Here is a 17,809-nt window from a genome sequence, read left to right on the forward strand (position 1 = left end):
TCGGTGATCCGTTCAGCGTGTTTTCGTAGGGGCGGCTGGCGCAACAGGCACCAACGCCGTCCAGGTGTCTAGGTCAAATGTCGCGTTTGACCCTTCATCCTCCCCAGGGGGGCCGGTAAAGACCAGTGTCGCATTGGTGCGGCTGCGCAGCAGGTCCAACATCTCACCCCCCTCCGGATCAGCCCAAAGCCGATTGGTATCGACGACGATCAGATCGGGTTGGGACAGGGCCGCGCGGGTCAGATCCACGCGCAGGCCTTCGCCATCGGACATGTTGCGGGCCGCTTCGCTGATGCGGCCTTGAATGCCGCCAAGACGTTCGATCAGGGCACCAAGCCCAAACAGGATGGCCATCGTATGAACCTCACGACTATGGGGACGGGGGGACAGCCCCAGGGACAGGACGCGGCGCAGGCTGCCCTGCAGCGCGACAGGTGTGTTGCCGATAAAGGCGATGCGGGGCAGGGGGGCGGTTTGCCCATCATAAGACACGCGCAGATCGTCACCTTGATCCAGCCCCGCAAGGGCGGTGGCCAGGATAGACTTGCCCGATCCACCCCGCCCGGCGATCTTAACCCTGTGGCGGGCCGGGATGCTCAACGCGATGGGACGGTTGTTCACGACCCCTTCGACACGCACGGCGACGGGGCGGCCCCGGCGTTCTATCGTGCGCCGTTGGCTGGGTCCGTTCAGCAGCACCAGCGCTTTTTCCCGGGCAATCCGCCAGGCGCAAAGCTGATCCCAGGCATCCGACAATTGCTGCAGCGGAAGGGTCAGCAATGCCAGAAATGCCAAACACGCAGCGGCTGTCCCGGGGGCGATGCCCGCCGTGCCCGTCGTCCACAGGATGGCAGCCCCACCCAGCGCCGCCCCGATCTGCGGAAACAGGCGCAAGGTGCCGGCAAGGCCGGTCCGGGCCAGGGCGTTGTCGCGTAGTTTCACGCCATTCTCCGCCAGATCCGACAGTTCCCGGTCTGTCCGGTCCAGCAGGTCCAGTTCGGGGGAAATCGCGATCCGCTCCATCATCTGGATCGAGATGCCGGCCCGCCGGGACCGCAGCTTGCGATGGCGGCGCTGCAAACCGACGGCGGCGATCAGCATGAGCAAAAGCGACAGGCCCAGCGGCAGGATCCCAGCAACCGCCAATCGCGGATCCATCAACCACAAGACAATGGCCGCACCGGGCAGGATGCAGATCGCGGCGATCGTGCGCGGTAGGCCCTTGCCAAACCAGTTGCGCGCAGCCGACAGATCACCGACGAAACGCAGCGATAGCGCGCCCACCCGTCGTTCTGCGACGGCGCGCCGCGACATGCCTGCAAGATGGGCATAAAGCCTCAGCCGCAAACCATTGGCATAGCTTTGCCCCAGGGCCTCCGCCCGCCAGCGCGCGATGAATTCCAGCAATGCAGCGGCCAAGCCGGCACCGATGAGCCGGATCAGAATGTCCGGCGTGGGGGCATGGCCGTCATGCAGGCTGATGAATGCGGCCCGGGTGGCAAACGCGCCGATACCCAAGGCAACAGCCTGACCCATGCCAAACAGCGGAAGGAGGACCGCATCGATCATGCGATCCTCCGCAATCACCCGGGGAAGGAGGGTCATGCCGCGGCAAAGCCCTTGGCCCGCCGCATCAACGGCTCCACATGGCCCGCAATCGCGTGACCATCCCACAGCTCCTCGCGGGACAGGATCGGCAAACCGGTCACATCCGCAGCCTCCGCCGTGGCAAGGGGGGATAGAGTGAGCATGCCCGAGATCGCGAACGGGCTGAACCCATGGCGCTCGAGCACGGTGACACCGCCCAGCGCGCTCAGCGCGTCGGGGGCCGCAAACAGAATACCGTCCAGCCGGTTGCGGATGCGTGACTGGTTCAGGATCGCCCGCGTTTCCTGCTGAAAGACGCCATCGGCAATCTCGACCACCACGATCTGGGCGCCGTCCTGCGCCGCCGTGGCCACAAGCGTATCAAAGCCCTGCTCCACCTTTTCCAGCGGCATCCTATAGGTCGTCGCCATGCCGACATCGGTGAAGTCGGTCACGGGCACGCCGGCATCTTCAAAGGCGTTGTAATCGCCAAAGGCGCCGGTCCCTGTCGCCTTGACTCCCGCCACGGTATAACCCGCCTGCTTTAGCCCATGGGCCAGGCTTGCGGCGGCAGTGGTCTTGCCCGAATTCATTGATGCACCAAACACACCCAGAACAGTCACATCATCATTGGCGGCAATCGGGGGCAAGGCATAGTCGGCGACATTGATCACGTTGCCCATGGCCGTCTTCAAAAGGCCAAGCGGCAACAGGCTGGTGGGCTCCTCCATTCGGGCATGGGCCGCTTCGATCGTTCCTGCGACACCGCCACCGGCCGCCAGTTGCAGGATGCCGTTGCTGACCTCTGCCTTGGCCATGAACTGATCCGGTGCATACCGGTCGCCCAGGCACACCACCACCAGATCACCGGGATAGCTCAGAGAGGCGCGGCGCTCCGCCAGTTGCAGCTTCTTGTGCTGGCCCACTTCCAGGATCTGGCACAGCACCAGATCACCGGCCCGGGCCTGCTCGTATTGCGTACTCAGCGCCGCCACATCCGCGCGATCCACGCGCCGCGTCGTGAACGCCCATTTTGCATTTTCACAAAGGGCGTGGTCGAAACTCTGCATCAATGTCATGGGTCTGCTCCACCTGTTCAGTTGTTCAATGCAACCCTTATGGACCCGGCGACTGAAGCGGTTTGGAACGGGTGATGAATGTCAGGTCTCGGCCTAAATGAACGCCACATGAACGCAGGATCGGCCTGTGGTCAGACGCAAAACGACCGGCGGATTTGCTCCGACCGGTCGTCAAAATCGCGCCAGATCCCTTGACCCGTTCTAGTTGCTTTGGGCCTGCTCTGTCGTGTCGCTGACGGCTTCTTCGGTTGGCAGGTCGCGCACCCATTGATACAACCAGATCTCGGTCAGCTTGCGCCCGTATCCGGCGACATGGGCGCTCAGTTCGATCAGCTCTTCGTCCCCGCCATCGATGTCGATCACCAGTCGCCAGATGCCTGTCCCGACCTCGGCCAGGTTTTCGCTTTCCGGCACCTTGAACAGCACGACATTGTCGATCTTCCCGGCAGAGGCAGAGATAACGGGCTCAAATTCCGTATCCTCGGGAGAGGCACCCAGCAGGCCACCACGGAAATCCACGACGAACTTGCGCAGGTTGGGGTTGGTGATCGGCACGCCAGCGGGGCCGCCATGCCCGGCGCGGGTGCTGCTGATCCACGCCATCTCGTCTTCTGGATTGGGGCTCAGTGCGCCCCAATGCATCCGGTATCGGAATGTCTTGGCCTCGCCGGCCACCGGCGCCTGATCGGGCACCCAGAACAAGACGATATTGTCGTCAATTTCCAACTCCGCCGGGATCTCCACCAGGCGAACGGCGCCCGGGCCCCAATCCTCCAGTGGCTCGACCATGACCGAGGGGCGATCATGATAACGCGCCCCGGCATCCTGATAGTCCTCGTAGGCGCGGTCCCGCTGGATCAAGCCAAAGGCGCGCAGATCGCTTTCGGCGAAATAGGACCCAGCCACGCGCGATGGGTTGTTCAGTGGCCGCAACAGCACATCGCCATCGCCCCGGACGATCCGCAATGCATCACTGTCATGCACCTGCGGGCGATAGTCGTCAAAGTCGCGCTCGCTGTGTTCGGAATAAAAGAACATCGATGTCAGCGGTGCCAATCCCAACTGCTTGATATCCTCGCGAAAGAAAATCTCAGCCTCGACATCAACCACCGTATCGGCCCCGGGATGGATCTCGAACCGGTAGGCGCCCGTCAGCGACGGGCTGTCCATCGCGGCATAGACCACCAGGTGTTGCTGGCCATGGGCGGGCCGCTCTACCCAAAATTCGGAAAAGCGCGGAAATTCCTCTGGCCCTTCCAGCCAGGTGTTCAATGCCAGCCCCCGTGCTGACAGGCCATAGCTGTTGGCCCGGCCAAGGGCACGGAAATAACTTGCCCCCTGAAAGACGACCAACTCATCCATCAGATCGGCGCGGTTCAGCGGGTGATTCACACGCAGCCCCGCAATGCCCGGCAGCACCTCATGTTCCGGGATCTGCGCATCCAGACCGTTCATGTATTCGAAATCATCGGTCGAAAACATCATCTCGTGGGCGCGCCCGTCGATGACCTCATGCAGGCGGATCGGCGTGCTGTAAAGCCAACCGGGATGGAACGGATGCAATTGAAAAGCCAGATCCGTATCGCTCCACCGTGCACCATCGGGGCGCGACCGGATGTTGCGATAACCGTCGTAATCCAACTCTGCTGCGAAACTGTCCAGGGGCTCGGGTTCCGCATCGGGCTGGCTGGCCTTATCGCGCATCATCGCCTTGAGCAGGTCAAACGAAAAGGCGGGCTGCCCTGTCTCCTCCACGGCCACGGGCGCGCTGGGTTCAGTCGCGGTCTGGGCCAGGACCGGGCTGGTCGACAAGGCCGCAGCCCCCGCCGTGCCCAACAGATATTTCAATACGGTGCGGCGCCGCGCATCTGCGCTTCGATCAATCGTCATATTGTATTTTCCCCACTTGGTCCGCTGTTTTGCCAGCTTTCGGACCACCACGTCTCCTGAGATGTCGCAGCCATGGCGCCGACGCAAATACAAGCGCGGCAGCCGCGCCTCCAAGGCAACGAACCGCCGAGACTTGGGGTGCCCCTCCACCTGAACGCTGAATTTTGCCCGAAATTCCATCGATCTGTTGGCACTATCACCCCGAGTCGCTACCCTGATACCGTGCAGTGATCCGTATCGTCCGTCGCCAAAAACCACCAAAACCGTCGCATTCAGGAGCTGCCGCATGTCCTTTTCCCTTTCCGTGGTCATGGGGTCTGTCCTCCTGATCTTTGCAGGTCCCGCCATGGCCCAACACCGCATCGACACGCAGCGCCCCGATGCGCCGGAACAGGCTGCCTATGGCGATCTGCCCACCGGCATGCGCACGCTCGACCTGACCCATCCCGATCAGATCGACATCCTTGCCATCGATCCCGACGCGCCCAAACCAGATCCGCTGCCCCGCTATGACAGGCCCCTGACGGTCGAGATGTGGTATCCCGCCGCCCCAGGGGCAGAGGGCACGCGCCAGATGCAAACCTATTTGCGCGACGGCAAGACCCAGGTCACGCTTGCAGGGCGCGCAATCCGCGACGCGGCGCCTGCGCAAGGCGGCCCCTATCCGCTGGTGATTGTCTCCCACGGCTATCCGGGCAATCGGTTCCTGATGTCTCACCTCACCGACAATCTGGCGAGCAAGGGCTATGTCGTGGCCTCCATCGACCATACCGACAGCACCTATCGCACCCAGGCGGCCTTCGGTTCGACCCTGGTGAACCGTCCCCTCGACCAGATCTTTGTTCTCAACGAACTGGCGCGCCTCGCTGGCGATCCGACCACGCCTTGGGCCGGACGGATCGATGTCGATCGCACCGCGATCATCGGCTATTCCATGGGTGGTTACGGCGCGATCATCGCGGCAGGCGGCGGTGTCACCGATGCGTCGGTGGGGTTTGAGTGGGGCGGGCCGCACGGAACACTGGCGGTCCACCAATCGGGCAGCGACAGTCATGCGGCACGGGCCGATGACCGGATCAAAACCGCCATCGCCATTGGCCCCTGGGGCATGGCGCGGGGGGTCTGGGCAGCCGATGGTCTGGCGGGCATCAAGATCCCGATGCTTTACATCGCGGGGTCGGTCGATGATGTGTCGGGCTATGAGGATGGTGTTCGGGCGATCTGGCAGGCGACGTCAGGCGCGGATCGCGCACTTCTCACGTTCGACAATGCCAATCACAATGCAGCCGCCCCAATGCCCGCCCCGCCCGAGGCAAACAGGGTCGACGATGATCTTGGCTTCAACCTGACCGAACATTACGCCGATCCTGTCTGGGACACGGTTCGCATGAACAACATCACCCAGCATTTCGTCACCGCCTGGCTGGGACAGCACCTGGGGCGCGATCCGACCATGGCCCCCGTCCTGACCCTTGTTCCGCACTCCAACGATGCGGTCTGGTCCGTTGATGAGGAGGGGCACCCCAAGGCGGATCACAGCTATTGGGCGGGATTTCCCAATCGAACCGCCTCCGGTCTGCGGTTCGAGACATTGGTCAAGGGCGAATAACCCCCGGTCCGGCCTCCATCCTACATCCCAAAGGGTCGATCTCGATTGCGGATATCTGATCGCCGCCGGGCAAGGCGACCACAATGCCAATGGCCGTTCCGGGCTGGGCCGAAACAGCTATTGCTGCAAAAGCTCAACTATTTTGGGTCAATTTTCGTTTGGATACTGTGACAGCATGACATGGCATGTTGCTGTGCCCAGGTTGCCTTGCTACGTCACGCCCCATGACGACATCACCTGATCCTGTCGGGTTCGACGCCCATGACCATGCCAGTTGCATATCTGACGCGATGGAGACGGCGGCGCGCTATTGCGACCGACATGGGTTGCACTTCACACCGACGCGCCGCCGGGTCCTGGAATTGTTGTTGACACGGCACCGGGCCCTGGGCGCCTATGATCTGCTGGAAAAGCTGCGAGAGGAGGGGTTGGGCAGCCAGCCCCCCGTGGCCTACCGCGCGCTCGATTTTCTGGTGACCCACGGATTCGTCCACAAGATCGAACATCTCAATGCCTATGTCGCCTGTTCCCATCCCGGGGAAGAGCACGCACCGGCCTTCATGATCTGCCGCACCTGCGACGCTGTGGTCGAAACGCCCGCCCGCCCAACCACCGGAGCGCTGGGCTCCGCGGCCCGCAAGATCGGCTTTCAAATCGAAACGACCGTGATGGAGGCGTCTGGAACATGCCCCTCCTGCCGACCCGACGCCACCGGGTGATTGTCACCGACCTGGCCCGCAGCGTGTGGCTGTCGGCCCGGTTCGACACACCACCCGGACCATCCGTCATCTGTGCCGCAGCGTCCTTCTTGCCCCGGTGCGGCCGGCGCGACCGACGGCGCAGTTGCGTCGATAGGCGGGATATGCTGCAACATCTACATGACCAGCCTGACGATCAACGATACCCCACATGTGGTTGAGGTAGAGCCGGATACACCGCTTTTGTGGGTCCTGCGGGACATCTTGAACCTGACCGGAACCAAGTATGGATGCGGGGCCGGTCTGTGCGGCGCCTGCACGGTCCACGTGAACGGCATCCCCGAACGGTCCTGCCAGGTGAGCATCGGTGACCTCAATGGTGCCTCCGTCACCACGATCGAAGGGATCGGCACCCCCGGTCAGCTCAGCATATTGCAACAGGAATGGGTGGCCTGCCAGGTGGCCCAATGCGGTTACTGCCAGTCCGGTCAGCTCATGCAGGCCACGGCGCTGCTCCAGGAAAATTCCGCCCCCACGGATGAGGATATCAACGCGGCCATGTCCGGCAATCTGTGCCGCTGTGGCAGCTATCCCCGCCTGCGCGCCGCGATCCATGCGGCGGCCAAGCGGATGGCGGATTAGGCATGGCTGTGGGCAAGATCCTCAGACGCGGTTTCTTGATCGGGTCCGCGGCCATCGCGGGTGGCGTGGCATTTGGCACCTATCGCTACTTGCAGCCCTTTGAAAACCCGTTGGATCCCGCCGCCGGGGAAACGACGCTCAACCCCTATATCCTGATCACGGCGGCCGGTGTCTCGATCATCACGCCTCGCGCGGAAATGGGGCAGGGGATCCATACGACGCTGGCGGCCCTCGTCGCCGAAGAGCTTGACCTGGACTGGCAGCAGGTGACCGCGATCCACGGCCCCCCCGCGGCGGCCTATCTGAACGCGTCGGCCATGGCCCTGGGTCTGCCCACCGCCGAATACGATGACCGCAGCATCCGCCGGGTGGGCAAGGGCGCCGTCCGTGTGGCCCAGAAACTGGCCTTTGGCATTCAACTGACCGGGGGATCGACCTCCACCACAGATGCCTTTGACCGGATGCGCCGGGCCGGGGCCGCGGCCCGCATGGTGCTGACCCAGGCCGCGGGAAAGCGGTGGGGGATCGACCCGATACTGCTCAAGACAGAGGCGGGTCAGGTGATCGATGCCGACGGGCGCAGCCTCAGCTACACCGATCTTGCCGCAGATGCGGCACAGATCATCCCGCCTGCGGATCCGCCCCTGCGGGAGCCCGCCAATTGGCGCCTGCTGGGCCAGACCCTGCCACGGCTCGACATGGTGCCAAAGGTGACAGGCACGGCCCGGTATGCCACCGATATCGACTTGCCCGATCTGCTCTGCGCCTCTGTCCGGGCCACGCCCTTTGCCGGTGGTACGATGATCGGGCTGGATACCAACAATGCCAACACGCTGCCTGGTGTGCGCCAGATCGTCAGCCTGGGCAACGGTGTTGCCGTGGTCGCCGATAACACCTGGATCGCCATGAAAGCGCTGGATCAGGTTGATGTGACATGGTCCCCGCCTGCTTATCCCGCCACGACCGAGGCACAGATGGCGCGGATCGAGTCCGCCTTTGACACGCGCGCCGATTCCACCCTGCGCGATGACGGTTTGGCCGAGGTCGTGGTCGAGGCCGCACGCGCCGAAAGCCTCAGCCTGGTGGAGGCCAGGTACACCGTACCCTATCTGGCCCATGCCACGATGGAGCCCATGACCGCGACCGCCCTGTTCAAGGGGGATCAACTCACCATCTGGTGCGGGACCCAGGTGCCAACCCTGGCCCGTGACACGGCAGCGGCCCATGTCGGGTTGGATCCCGATCAGGTCACCATCATCACCACCTTCATGGGGGGCGGCTTCGGTCGTCGGTCCGAAACTGATTACACCACCCAGGCGGCTCAGATCGCCGTCGCCCTGCCCGATGTCCCCATCCGCATGACCTGGCGGCGGGAGGAGGATATCAGCCATGATTTCTATCGCCCCGCTGCCATTGCCCGCCTGACCGGGGCGGTCGGCCCTGGTCGGCCAGAGGCGATTGACATGGCCGTTGCCGCGCCCTCGGTCCTGGCCGGGCAAAGCAATCGCATGGTCGGATTTGCGCCCCCCCTGGCCGACAAGCTGCTGGTCGAAGGGGCGTTCGATCAACCCTATGCGCTGCCCAATTTCCGCGTGTCCGGCCATGCCGCCGATACGGGCATTCCGGTCGGCGTCTGGCGCTCGGTCGGGCATTCCTACAACACGTTCTTTCTGGAGTCCTTTCTGGATGAGATGGCCCATGCCGGGGAGCTTGATCCGGTCGCCATGCGCCTTGCCCTGCTGGAGCCCGAACATACGCCTTCGGCCCGCACGCTTGAATCCGTGGCGGCCATGGCCAATTGGGGTCAGCAACTGCCCGAGGGCACGGCCCAGGGCGTGGGCTTTTGCCATTGCTTTGGGTCTTCGGTCGCCCAGGTCGTTCAGGTCAGTGATGTCGAAGGGCAGATTTCTGTCGACCACGTGTGGTGCGCCGTCGATGTGGGTCAGGCCCTTGATCCCGGCAATATCGAAGGGCAGATGGAATCGGGCATTCTCTTTGGTCTGAGTGCGGCCATGTTCGGGCAGATCACCTTTGCCGACGGTGTGGTGGAGCAGTCCAATTTCCATGATTTCGACAGTTTGCGCATGGATCGGACACCCTTGATCACCACCCGCATCCTGCAAAACAATCTGCGCATGGGCGGTGTGGGGGAGGTCGGCACACCCCCCGTGGCCGCCGCCTTGGCCAATGCGATCTTTGCGTTGACGGGCCAGCGCATTCGTGACCTGCCGCTGGCAAACGCCGTGAGCTTTACCTGACGATCCTGCCTTGTGGTCCTGTGGGATCCTGCCTCATAATCAAGGCTCGACCCCGGCAGGAGCAGGCCCATGCACGACCATCCCCACCATGGTAGCGAACTTGACGAGATGACCGCCCGCGTGAAGGCGCTTGAAACGATCCTCACCGAAAAAGGTCTGATCGATCCCGCAGCCATCGACGAAATCGTGGAGACCTATGAAACCAAGGTCGGTCCCCGCAACGGTGCCGCCGTGGTGGCGCGCGCCTGGGTGGACCCGGATTTTTGTGCCGCGCTGAAAGAGGATGCCACCGCCGCCATCGCCTCCATGGGGTTCACCGGTCGGCAAGGAGAGCATATGCAGGCCGTGTTCAATGGCAAGACACAGCATAATGTGGTCGTGTGCACATTGTGTAGTTGTTATCCGTGGACTGTGCTAGGTTTGCCGCCGGTCTGGTACAAATCCCCACCCTATCGCTCCCGCGTGGTGCTTGAGCCGCGCAAGGTGCTGTCGGAGTTCGGGCTCACCCTGGGCGACGATGTGGAGGTCACAGTCTGGGACAGCACGGCAGAGGTGCGCTACCTCGTCATACCTGAGCGCCCCGCGGGGACGGATGGTTTTGACAGCGCCGCCTTGGCCGATCTGGTCACGCGCGACAGCATGATCGGTACCGGTCTGGCGCTGGAGCCCGCACCATGATGGGTCCGCATGATCTGGGCGGGCGTGCCGGATTTGGCCCCGTTCTTCCTGAGGAGGATGAACCGATCTTCCATGCCGATTGGGAAAAACGCGCGCTGGGGCTGACGCTGTGTTGTGGTGCGTTGGGCTATTGGGGGATCGACGCGTCCCGCCATGCCCGGGAAAGCCTGCATCCGGTGACGTACTATGGGTCCAGCTATTACGCGATCTGGATCACCGCTTTGACAGCCCTGTTGATCCGCCATGGAGAAGTGTCGGAGGCGGAACTGGCCTCTGGCAAGGCGCTTGCCCCGGGCAAACGCAGTGACAGCAAGATGCAGGCCGCTGCCGTGGCAGATGTGCTTGCCAAAGGGGCCCCTGCGGATCGCGACATCACTGCCCCGGCGGCCTTTGCGATGGGTGACCGGGTGCGGCTGTCGAAACTGTCCCCGCGGGGACACACGCGGTTGCCGGGCTATGCGCGGGGCAAGATCGGTGTGGTGACCAAGGTCCATGGCACCCATGTCTTTCCCGATGCGGCCGCCCATGGGCAGGGGGAACAGCCCACCTGGCTTTATACCATATCTATTGCCGGGACCGAACTGTGGGGGGCAACTGCAGAGCCCTGCACAACCGTCAGGCTCGATGCGTGGGAGCGGTATCTTGAACCCGCATGACACTGCGCCGGAGGAGGATGTGGCCTTTACCGCGCCGTGGCAGGCCCAGGCCTTTGCCCTGACTGTCGCCTTGCACGAACGGGGGGTTTTCACCTGGCCCGACTGGGCGCAGGCCTTGTCAACAGCATTGGCCGAGGATGGGCAGCCTGAGAACTCGACCGAGGCCTATTACCGCTGCTGGCTGGTCGCATTGGAGCGCATCCTGTGCACCCATAGTACGATCGAGCCCGAACAGATCACGCGGATGATGCGGGCCTGGCAGCGGGCGGCGGAGGCCACGCCCCATGGCACGCCGATCAGTTTGGCGAATGATCCGGTTTCGTCCTGAACCCGCTCCAACGCATTGAAGTGAGGTGGTGTTAGTCAAATTGAGCGCGCGGGGCGCGCATTCTTTACTATTGGTTTCGGTCACTGCGTTTGCCGAAACGTGTGTTAGCTTCCGGCTCACCAAAGCATTTGCCCCGAAGCCGCCATCGCCTGAGCATGCCCTGACAGAGCTGCCCCGCCGGATCAACGGAAATGGCGGTTTCCCCCTGCGGTGGAGCCTCCGCAATTTCCGTTGATCCGACGTGTCACCCCTGTCTTGGCTGTCCCGGGCGATGGCGGCTCCGAAGCAAATGCTTTTAGAGTGGTGGGGCATCGTCATGGTCTTTTGTCAGGATGCGGGCGGCGTTGCCGTCGGGATCCTGGAACTGGCCTTTGCGCAGGGCCCAGCAGAACGCGATGAGGCCCAGCGCGCCGAGGATCAGGGAGGCGGGGATCAGGATGACGAGAATGTTCATGGCGTGCTCCGGATGCGCAGGGCATTTAGGGACACGACAATCGAAGAGCCGGACATGGCCAAGGCGGCGATCAGGGGGGTGACAAAACCTGCCAGTGCGATGGGGATGGCAATGGCGTTATAGGCGGTGGCGAGCCACAGGTTTTCCTGCATCCGTTTGCGGGCCTGGCGGGCGATGGAGAGGGTGTCCGGGATCCGGGTGAGGCTGCCATGCATGAGCACCACATCTGACACCGCGCGGGAGGCATCGACGGCGGCCGCGGGTGACATCGAGACATGGGCCGCGCCCAAGGCGGCGGTGTCGTTGAGGCCATCGCCGATCATCAGGGTATGCCCGGCCCGGTCGGCGATGGTGGTGCTTTTTTGGGCTGGCGTCACCTCGGCCAGGGTTTCGGGGATGCCGACCTCTGCCGCGATGCGGGCGGCATTGGCGTGGCGGTCACCGGAGAGAAGGACAGTCTTGAGGCCGTCGGTCTGGAGCGCGGCAACAGCCTTGGCGGCCCCGTCGCGCAGGCTGTCGGTGAAAGCGAAATGGTGGATCTGGCCCCGGGTATCTGACAGGTAGGTGGCCATGCCGTCCGCCTCGGGGGTGTTCAGCCACGCAGCGTTGCCGAGTTTGACCGTGCGGCCCTGGGACGTGCCGGAGACCCCTTGGCCGGGATGCTCTTGCAGGTTGTCAACCGTGGTGGGGGTGAGGTCGCGGGTCTTTGCCTCTGCCACCAGGGCCTGGGACAGGGGATGGGCGGAGCCTTGCCCAAGGCCCGCGGCAAGGGCCAGGACCGCGTCTGCCACGGTGTTGACCAGCTTGGGCTGTCCTTCGGTCAGTGTACCTGTCTTGTCGAAGATCACCGTGTCGATATCGCAGAGCCGTTCCAGCGCCGTGGCGGATTTCACCAGGACGCCCGCGCGAAAAAGCTTGGACGTGGCGACGGTGCTGACCGCCGGAATGGCCAGACCCATGGCGCAGGGGCAGGTGATGATCAGGACGGTCACGGCGATGTTGAGGGCGACGCGCAGATCGCCGGTTGCGGCGTACCAGCCGATGAAGGCCAGGACCGCCAGGGCATGGACCAGCGGGACATAGGCGGTGGCGGCCTTGTCGGCGAGGGAGGTGTAGCGGGAGCGGGCCCGCTCTGCCACCTCGACCAGGGATTTCAGCTGGTTGAGGGTGGAGTGCTTGGCCGGTTGGGTCACCTCAACCTCCAACGTGCCGGTCAAGACGATCTCACCGGCATGGACCGCGTCGCCTGTCGTGGCAGGGGCGGGCATGGCCTCCCCCGTCAGGAGGGCGCGGTCCAGATCGGTGCGCCCCCGGCGGATGATGCCGTCTATTGCCAGGCGGGTGCCGGGCGTGGCCCGGATCATATCGCCGATGGCCAGCGCGTCGACCGCGACCTGCTGGTCACCTTTGGGCGTGATGCGAGTGGCGCGCGGCGGTTCCAATGCGGCGAGCTCGTCCGCGGCGGAGCGGGCGGCGCGGCGGCTGCAATGGTCAAGGTAGCGCCCGATCAGCAGGAAGAATGTGAGCGACAGGGCCGCGTCGAAATAGGCGTGGTGGCCGCCCAGCAAAACCTCGTAGATCGAGTGCCCCATGGCCAGCAGGATCGCCATGGCGATGGGGACATCCATATTGCCGCGCCGGGCCATCAGGGCCGCGGCTGCGCTGGCAAAGAAGGGGCGCGCGGCATAGGCCACGGCGGGCACGGCGATGGCCGCAGAGATCCAGTGGAACATCTGCCGCGTGGCGTCGGTGGCGCCGGACCAGACGGCGACCGAGAGCAGCATGACATTCATCGTTGCGAAACCGGCAATGGCGAGGCGCAGGAGCAGGTCGCGTCCTGCCGCATCGTTTTGGGTCGCGGCGAGCGCCTCGGGGTTGAGGGCCCGGGCGTCGTAGCCTTTGGCGGTGAGGGCGGCGATCAGGGTGGCCGTGACGATATGGCCCTGCGCCTCGATCCGAGCGCGCCTTTGCGTGAGGTTGACGCGGGCGGAGGCGACGCCCGGAATGGCGGTGAGCGTGTTTTCGACCCCGGCAATGCAGCCCGCGCAGTGGATTTGCGGCAAGGAGACATAGAGGGTCTGGCTGGGTGTCACGGCGGGTTGCGCCAGGTCAGCCGGGCGGGCGAGGCAGCCCGGGCAGGCGGCAGTGTCGGTCATTCCGCGGCCCGCTGGCGCAGGACGATCCGGCGGCGGAAGGCCGTGCCATCGGGCGCCACGGCGGCCAGACGCAGGTTCCAGTTGCCGGGGGCGGAGGTGACGTTGGCGATATATCCCGTCTGGGTCGGTTGAAAGGTCAGGTCCTGGTCGTCGGCCACATGGGTGGCGCGGCCGAACGTGCCTGTCAGCGTCGCGGGGCGGACGGGCTTGCCGGCCGGGTCGTCGACGGTGAGGACAAGCTGGCCCGCCTCCAGCCTGGCGGCGACGGTCCAGTTCAGGTTGTCCTGGGCGGCGCGGTCGGCCTGAAATTTCTGGCTGGCGACGTAGCTGTTCTTGGTCTCTAGCCCTGGGAATGTGGCCACGGCCTGGAAGGCGAGGGTCAGGTTGACGGCGATGATGATGCCGAAGCCCGCGGCAAACATGGCGAAGACTTTCCAACCGGTGAGGGGTTTTTCCATGTTAGCTGTCCTTTCCATTAAAGACCGTGGCGCTGGAGGCGCGGTCGCCGCTTTCCAGATCCTCGACCCACAGGCGCAGGTCGGTGCGGGGGCGGGTGGCGGCCTCGAACCGGGGGGCGGCCATGACATAGACGCGCTGGGTCACGGTGTCGTCGGCGGGCACGGTGATGCTGAGCGCGTTGGTGCCTTGCAAGGCGATGCGCAGGGGATCCTCCGCCGTGAGAGACAGGCGGAACTGGCGTGGCGTGTTGTATTTGTTGCGCAGGCGCACGTCATAGGCGTTGCGGATCGTGCCATCGGCCAGGGTCACAAAGGTGGGGTTGCGCACGGGGGCGGTCGCGATCTCGATATCCGAGCGTATGAAGAGGGCGAAGACGAGGCCGATGCCGATCAGGCTCCAAACAGCGGTATAGACCAGCACGCGGGGGCGCAAGGCGTGGAGCCAGACGGATTTGGGCTTGTCGCCCGCCCGTTCGGCGGGTTCGTCGCTGAGGGCCAGGTAGTCGATCAGGCCGCGTTCCTTGCCGATCTTGGCCATGACGTCATCGCAGGCATCGATGCAGAGTGCGCAGGTGATGCATTCCAGCTGCTGGCCGTCGCGGATATCGATGCCCATGGGGCAGACATTGACGCAGGCCATGCAGTCGATGCAGTCGCCCAGATCGTCGGCGCCTTCGGCTTTGCGGTGCTTGCCACGCGGCTCTCCGCGCCAGTCGCGGTAGCCGACGGTGAGGGAGCGTTCGTCCATCATCGCGCCCTGGATGCGCGGCCAGGGGCAGGCATAAATGCAGATCTGTTCGCGCATGAAGCCGCCAAAGACGAATGTCGTGGCGGTCAGGATCGCCATGGTGATGTAGGCCGCCGCCGGGGCCGAGACGGTCGCGAGTTGCACGGCCAGGGTCGGCGCGTCTGTGAAATAAAAGACCCAGGCGCCGCCCGTGGCGAGGCCAATCAGCAGCCAGACCGCCCATTTGGTGACGCGCAGGCGCCATTTCTGGGGGCTCCAATCCGCGTTCCACAGTTTGACGCGGGCATTGCGGTCGCCTTCGATCCAGCGCTCGACCAGGATGAAAAGATCGGTCCAGACGGTTTGCGGACAGGCATAGCCGCACCAGACCCGGCCCAAGGCGGAGGTGAAGAGGAACAGGCCCAGCCCCGCCATGATCAGCAAGCCCGCGACGAAGTAGAATTCGTGGGGCCAGATCTCGATCCAGAAGAAAAAGAAGCGCGCATTGGCCAGATCGACGAGGACGGCCTGGTTGGGCATTTCTGGCCCGCGATCCCAGCGGATCCAAGGGGTCAGATAGTAGATCCCCAGGGTGACCACCATGATCCCCCATTTCAGGTTGCGGAACCATCCATTGACCCGGCGCGGAAAGATCGGCTCGCGCGGGGCATACAGGGACGGTGGCCTCTCGGCGGTGCTGGACACGGGCGGTGCTCCTACTCGGCTGTTTCGCCGCCGCCCAGTTGGTGGACGTAGGCGGCGACGGCATTCACCTCGGCATCGGAGAGGCGAGGTGACCAATTGGGCATGACACCAAAACGCGCATTCACGACCGTATAGGTCAATGCGGCATCATCCCCGCCATAGAGCCAAATCGCGTCTGTCAGGTTGGGGGCACCGATCTCATGATCGCCCTTGCCTTCGACGCCATGGCAGCTAGAGCATTGCTCGTCATAGATCACCGCACCGACCTCTAGCAGGCTCTCGTCATGCTCCTGGCCGGAAATGGCTTTGACATGTTCGACCACCGCAGCGATTTCATCGTTTTCCAGCACATCGCCAAAGGCCGGCATCTGGGACCAGCGGGCATCCGGGTCAGCCTCGTTCCGGATGCCGTGGCGCACGGTATAGGCGATGGCTTCGTGATCGCCCCCCCAGAGCCAGTTATCGTCCAAAAGGTTGGGGTAGCCTATGCCGCCCGCCGCGCCGGAGCCGTGGCATTGGGAACAGTGATTGCGGAAGATCGACGCGCCGGAGGCCACCGCATAGCGGTGCAGATCGGGATTTTCGACGGACAGCGAGGCCAATTCGACCGTGGCCAGCGCGGTATTCAATTCGGCATTGGCGGCTTCGTAGGTGGCGATGTCATCGACGACCTGACCACGGGTGGAAAAGCCCAGCAAACCGCCCGTGGACTGGGTGATCAGGGGCCAGGCAGGAAAGAAGATGGTGTAGAGCACACCCCAGGCAATGGTGCCGTAAAAGGTCCAGAGCCACCAACGGGGCAGGGGGTTGTTCAGCTCCTCGATATTGTCCCAGCTATGTCCGGTGGTCTCGACGCCGGTTTCCTCGTCAATCTTGTGTTCACTCATTTCTGGCGCTCCGGCAGGTCAAACTTGGAACAGGCACAATTGGCGCAATCGCCCGTGCAGGCGGGGGCATCCTCGTGGCGGAAGGGAATGTTGGCGATGTCTTCGGTGATCTCGCGCCGACTGAGCAGCGCATAAAGGCAGGCCCCCAGAAAGAAGGTCAGCATGGCGATCAGGAACCAGCTATCGGCGAATTCGCGCAGCAAGGAATAGGTGTCCATCGGTGCCTCCTATCGGGTCTCGTCAGGGGTGAAGGTCGAGAAATCGACCAGGGTGCCCAGCATCTGCATGTAGGCGATCAGGGCATCCATTTCCGAGATGCCGGGTTGCCCGTCAAAGTTACGGGTTTGCGCGCCGGGGTAGCGTTCGAGCAGGCCATCCCAATCCCCGTCAGCATTGGACTGAACGCGGAAATCGGCACCGGCATTGGCGATCATATCGTCAGTGTAGGGCACACCGACCATGCGGTGGGTTTCCAGCAGATCGGTGATGTAGCGCCCGTCGAGCATGTTATCGGCCAGGAAGGCGTATTTCGGCATGATCGATTCCGGCACCACCGATTGCGGATCCATGAAGTGATCCACGTGCCAGTCATCGGAATAACGCCCGCCGACCCGCGCCAGATCCGGCCCGGTGCGTTTGCTGCCCCATTGGAACGGGTGGTCATACATCGATTCGGCGGCCAGGGAGTAGTGGCCGTAGCGTTCCACCTCGTCCCGCATGGGGCGGATCATCTGGCTGTGGCAGACATAGCAGCCTTCGCGGATGTAGATCTCGCGCCCCTTCAGTTCGAGCGGGGCGTAGGGGCGCATTCCCTCGACCTCCTCGATCGTGTTCTCAAGGTAGAAGAGCGGCGCGATTTCCACGATGCCCCCGATCGAGACCACGAAGAGGCTGCCCACGAGCAAAAGCGTGGCGTTGCGTTCCAGCGCGCGGTGGTGATCGAGAAAGCCTTTGCGGGCCGGTTTTTGGTCGGGTGTGGTGTCTGACATGGATCCGA

At 63.7% G+C, this 17,809-nt stretch carries 17 protein-coding genes; 7 read left to right on the top strand and 10 right to left on the bottom strand.

The features are described 5' to 3' along the window. Positions 1 to 12 precede the first annotated feature (12 nt). The 3 genes from IU397_RS14325 to IU397_RS14335 form a co-directional block, all read right to left on the bottom strand. Positions 13 to 1,605: an ABC transporter ATP-binding protein gene (locus tag IU397_RS14325; protein WP_204414912.1), complete on the bottom strand. Its 1,593-nt coding sequence runs from the start codon at positions 1,603 to 1,605 to the stop codon at positions 13 to 15. Then, complete coding sequence (locus IU397_RS14330; protein WP_204414919.1) at positions 1,602 to 2,666, bottom strand: hypothetical protein; 1,065 nt, start codon at positions 2,664 to 2,666, stop codon at positions 1,602 to 1,604. Before IU397_RS14330 ends, IU397_RS14325 begins: the two co-directional genes overlap by 4 nt. A 201-nt stretch (positions 2,667 to 2,867) precedes the next feature. Beyond that, positions 2,868 to 4,556, bottom strand: coding sequence for a glucan biosynthesis protein (locus IU397_RS14335; RefSeq protein WP_204414921.1), 1,689 nt, complete (start codon positions 4,554 to 4,556; stop codon positions 2,868 to 2,870). 286 nt (positions 4,557 to 4,842) lie between these two features. Here IU397_RS14335 and IU397_RS14340 point away from each other — a divergent pair, with 286 nt between their 5' ends. The 7 genes from IU397_RS14340 to IU397_RS14370 all read left to right on the top strand — a co-directional run bounded on the left by IU397_RS14340 (position 4,843) and on the right by IU397_RS14370 (position 11,425). After that, positions 4,843 to 6,165, top strand: coding sequence for a dienelactone hydrolase (locus IU397_RS14340; protein WP_239479814.1), 1,323 nt, complete (start codon positions 4,843 to 4,845; stop codon positions 6,163 to 6,165). Between the two features lie 224 nt (positions 6,166 to 6,389). Next, on the top strand, positions 6,390 to 6,884 hold the full coding sequence (locus tag IU397_RS14345) for a transcriptional repressor (RefSeq protein ID WP_204414923.1): 495 nt from the start codon (positions 6,390 to 6,392) through the stop codon (positions 6,882 to 6,884). A gap of 159 nt (positions 6,885 to 7,043) precedes the next feature. Next, positions 7,044 to 7,505: a (2Fe-2S)-binding protein gene (locus IU397_RS14350; RefSeq protein WP_204414925.1), complete on the top strand. Its 462-nt coding sequence runs from the start codon at positions 7,044 to 7,046 to the stop codon at positions 7,503 to 7,505. 2 nt (positions 7,506 to 7,507) lie between these two features. Continuing rightward, positions 7,508 to 9,763, top strand: a complete 2,256-nt coding sequence (locus tag IU397_RS14355; RefSeq protein WP_204414927.1) for a xanthine dehydrogenase family protein molybdopterin-binding subunit — start codon at positions 7,508 to 7,510, stop codon at positions 9,761 to 9,763. Positions 9,764 to 9,832: 69 nt separating this feature from the next. Beyond that, positions 9,833 to 10,441: a nitrile hydratase subunit alpha gene (nthA, locus tag IU397_RS14360; protein WP_204414929.1), complete on the top strand. Its 609-nt coding sequence runs from the start codon at positions 9,833 to 9,835 to the stop codon at positions 10,439 to 10,441. After that, positions 10,438 to 11,097, top strand: a complete 660-nt coding sequence (gene nthB, locus IU397_RS14365; RefSeq protein ID WP_204414931.1) for a nitrile hydratase subunit beta — start codon at positions 10,438 to 10,440, stop codon at positions 11,095 to 11,097. The genes nthA and nthB overlap by 4 nt, the downstream gene beginning before the upstream one ends. Beyond that, complete coding sequence (locus IU397_RS14370) at positions 11,084 to 11,425, top strand: nitrile hydratase accessory protein (protein WP_204414932.1); 342 nt, start codon at positions 11,084 to 11,086, stop codon at positions 11,423 to 11,425. The genes nthB and IU397_RS14370 overlap by 14 nt, the downstream gene beginning before the upstream one ends. Before the next feature lie 295 nt (positions 11,426 to 11,720). On the opposite strand, the gene ccoS is transcribed toward IU397_RS14370, so the two are convergent. From ccoS to ccoO, 7 genes are read right to left on the bottom strand one after another with little or no spacing between them, the layout of a single operon-like run. Further along, the gene (gene ccoS / locus IU397_RS14375; protein ID WP_204414935.1) at positions 11,721 to 11,879 is read right to left on the bottom strand and encodes a cbb3-type cytochrome oxidase assembly protein CcoS; all 159 of its coding nucleotides are present in this window, start codon (positions 11,877 to 11,879) and stop codon (positions 11,721 to 11,723) included. Beyond that, positions 11,876 to 14,035, bottom strand: a complete 2,160-nt coding sequence (locus IU397_RS14380) for a cation-translocating P-type ATPase (RefSeq protein ID WP_204414937.1) — start codon at positions 14,033 to 14,035, stop codon at positions 11,876 to 11,878. Before IU397_RS14380 ends, ccoS begins: the two co-directional genes overlap by 4 nt. Further along, positions 14,032 to 14,493, bottom strand: a complete 462-nt coding sequence (locus IU397_RS14385; protein WP_204414939.1) for a FixH family protein — start codon at positions 14,491 to 14,493, stop codon at positions 14,032 to 14,034. Before IU397_RS14385 ends, IU397_RS14380 begins: the two co-directional genes overlap by 4 nt. A gap of 1 nt (position 14,494) precedes the next feature. Continuing rightward, positions 14,495 to 15,925 carry a cytochrome c oxidase accessory protein CcoG gene (ccoG, locus tag IU397_RS14390; RefSeq protein WP_204414941.1) on the bottom strand — a complete coding sequence of 477 codons (1,431 nt, stop codon included), beginning with the start codon at positions 15,923 to 15,925 and terminating at the stop codon, positions 14,495 to 14,497. Between the two features lie 11 nt (positions 15,926 to 15,936). Next, a complete protein-coding gene (gene ccoP, locus IU397_RS14395) occupies positions 15,937 to 16,812 on the bottom strand; it encodes a cytochrome-c oxidase, cbb3-type subunit III (protein ID WP_204414943.1) in 876 nt (291 codons plus the stop codon). Continuing rightward, positions 16,809 to 17,030 carry a cbb3-type cytochrome c oxidase subunit 3 gene (locus IU397_RS14400; RefSeq protein ID WP_204414945.1) on the bottom strand — a complete coding sequence of 74 codons (222 nt, stop codon included), beginning with the start codon at positions 17,028 to 17,030 and terminating at the stop codon, positions 16,809 to 16,811. Before IU397_RS14400 ends, ccoP begins: the two co-directional genes overlap by 4 nt. Before the next feature lie 9 nt (positions 17,031 to 17,039). Beyond that, on the bottom strand, positions 17,040 to 17,801 hold the full coding sequence (ccoO, locus tag IU397_RS14405; RefSeq protein WP_204414947.1) for a cytochrome-c oxidase, cbb3-type subunit II: 762 nt from the start codon (positions 17,799 to 17,801) through the stop codon (positions 17,040 to 17,042). Positions 17,802 to 17,809 lie beyond the last annotated feature (8 nt).

The sequence above is a fragment of the Actibacterium sp. 188UL27-1 genome, assembly GCF_016901225.1.
In the GTDB taxonomy this organism is placed as follows: Bacteria; Pseudomonadota; Alphaproteobacteria; order Rhodobacterales; family Rhodobacteraceae; genus 188UL27-1.

What these genes read in the sequence shown, in the direction of transcription:
- IU397_RS14325 (WP_204414912.1), bottom strand. Translation starts at nt 1,605, where the DNA reads ATGACCCTCCTTCCCCGGGTGATTGCGGAGGATCGCATGATCGATGCG.
- IU397_RS14330 (WP_204414919.1), bottom strand. Translation starts at nt 2,666, where the DNA reads ATGACATTGATGCAGAGTTTCGACCACGCCCTTTGTGAAAATGCAAAA.
- IU397_RS14335 (WP_204414921.1), bottom strand. Translation starts at nt 4,556, where the DNA reads ATGACGATTGATCGAAGCGCAGATGCGCGGCGCCGCACCGTATTGAAA.
- IU397_RS14340 (WP_239479814.1), top strand. Translation starts at nt 4,843, where the DNA reads ATGTCCTTTTCCCTTTCCGTGGTCATGGGGTCTGTCCTCCTGATCTTT.
- IU397_RS14345 (WP_204414923.1), top strand. Translation starts at nt 6,390, where the DNA reads ATGACGACATCACCTGATCCTGTCGGGTTCGACGCCCATGACCATGCC.
- IU397_RS14350 (WP_204414925.1), top strand. Translation starts at nt 7,044, where the DNA reads ATGACCAGCCTGACGATCAACGATACCCCACATGTGGTTGAGGTAGAG.
- IU397_RS14355 (WP_204414927.1), top strand. Translation starts at nt 7,508, where the DNA reads ATGGCTGTGGGCAAGATCCTCAGACGCGGTTTCTTGATCGGGTCCGCG.
- nthA (WP_204414929.1), top strand. Translation starts at nt 9,833, where the DNA reads ATGCACGACCATCCCCACCATGGTAGCGAACTTGACGAGATGACCGCC.
- nthB (WP_204414931.1), top strand. Translation starts at nt 10,438, where the DNA reads ATGATGGGTCCGCATGATCTGGGCGGGCGTGCCGGATTTGGCCCCGTT.
- ccoS (WP_204414935.1), bottom strand. Translation starts at nt 11,879, where the DNA reads ATGAACATTCTCGTCATCCTGATCCCCGCCTCCCTGATCCTCGGCGCG.
- IU397_RS14380 (WP_204414937.1), bottom strand. Translation starts at nt 14,035, where the DNA reads ATGACCGACACTGCCGCCTGCCCGGGCTGCCTCGCCCGCCCGGCTGAC.
- IU397_RS14385 (WP_204414939.1), bottom strand. Translation starts at nt 14,493, where the DNA reads ATGGAAAAACCCCTCACCGGTTGGAAAGTCTTCGCCATGTTTGCCGCG.
- ccoP (WP_204414943.1), bottom strand. Translation starts at nt 16,812, where the DNA reads ATGAGTGAACACAAGATTGACGAGGAAACCGGCGTCGAGACCACCGGA.
- IU397_RS14400 (WP_204414945.1), bottom strand. Translation starts at nt 17,030, where the DNA reads ATGGACACCTATTCCTTGCTGCGCGAATTCGCCGATAGCTGGTTCCTG.
- ccoO (WP_204414947.1), bottom strand. Translation starts at nt 17,801, where the DNA reads ATGTCAGACACCACACCCGACCAAAAACCGGCCCGCAAAGGCTTTCTC.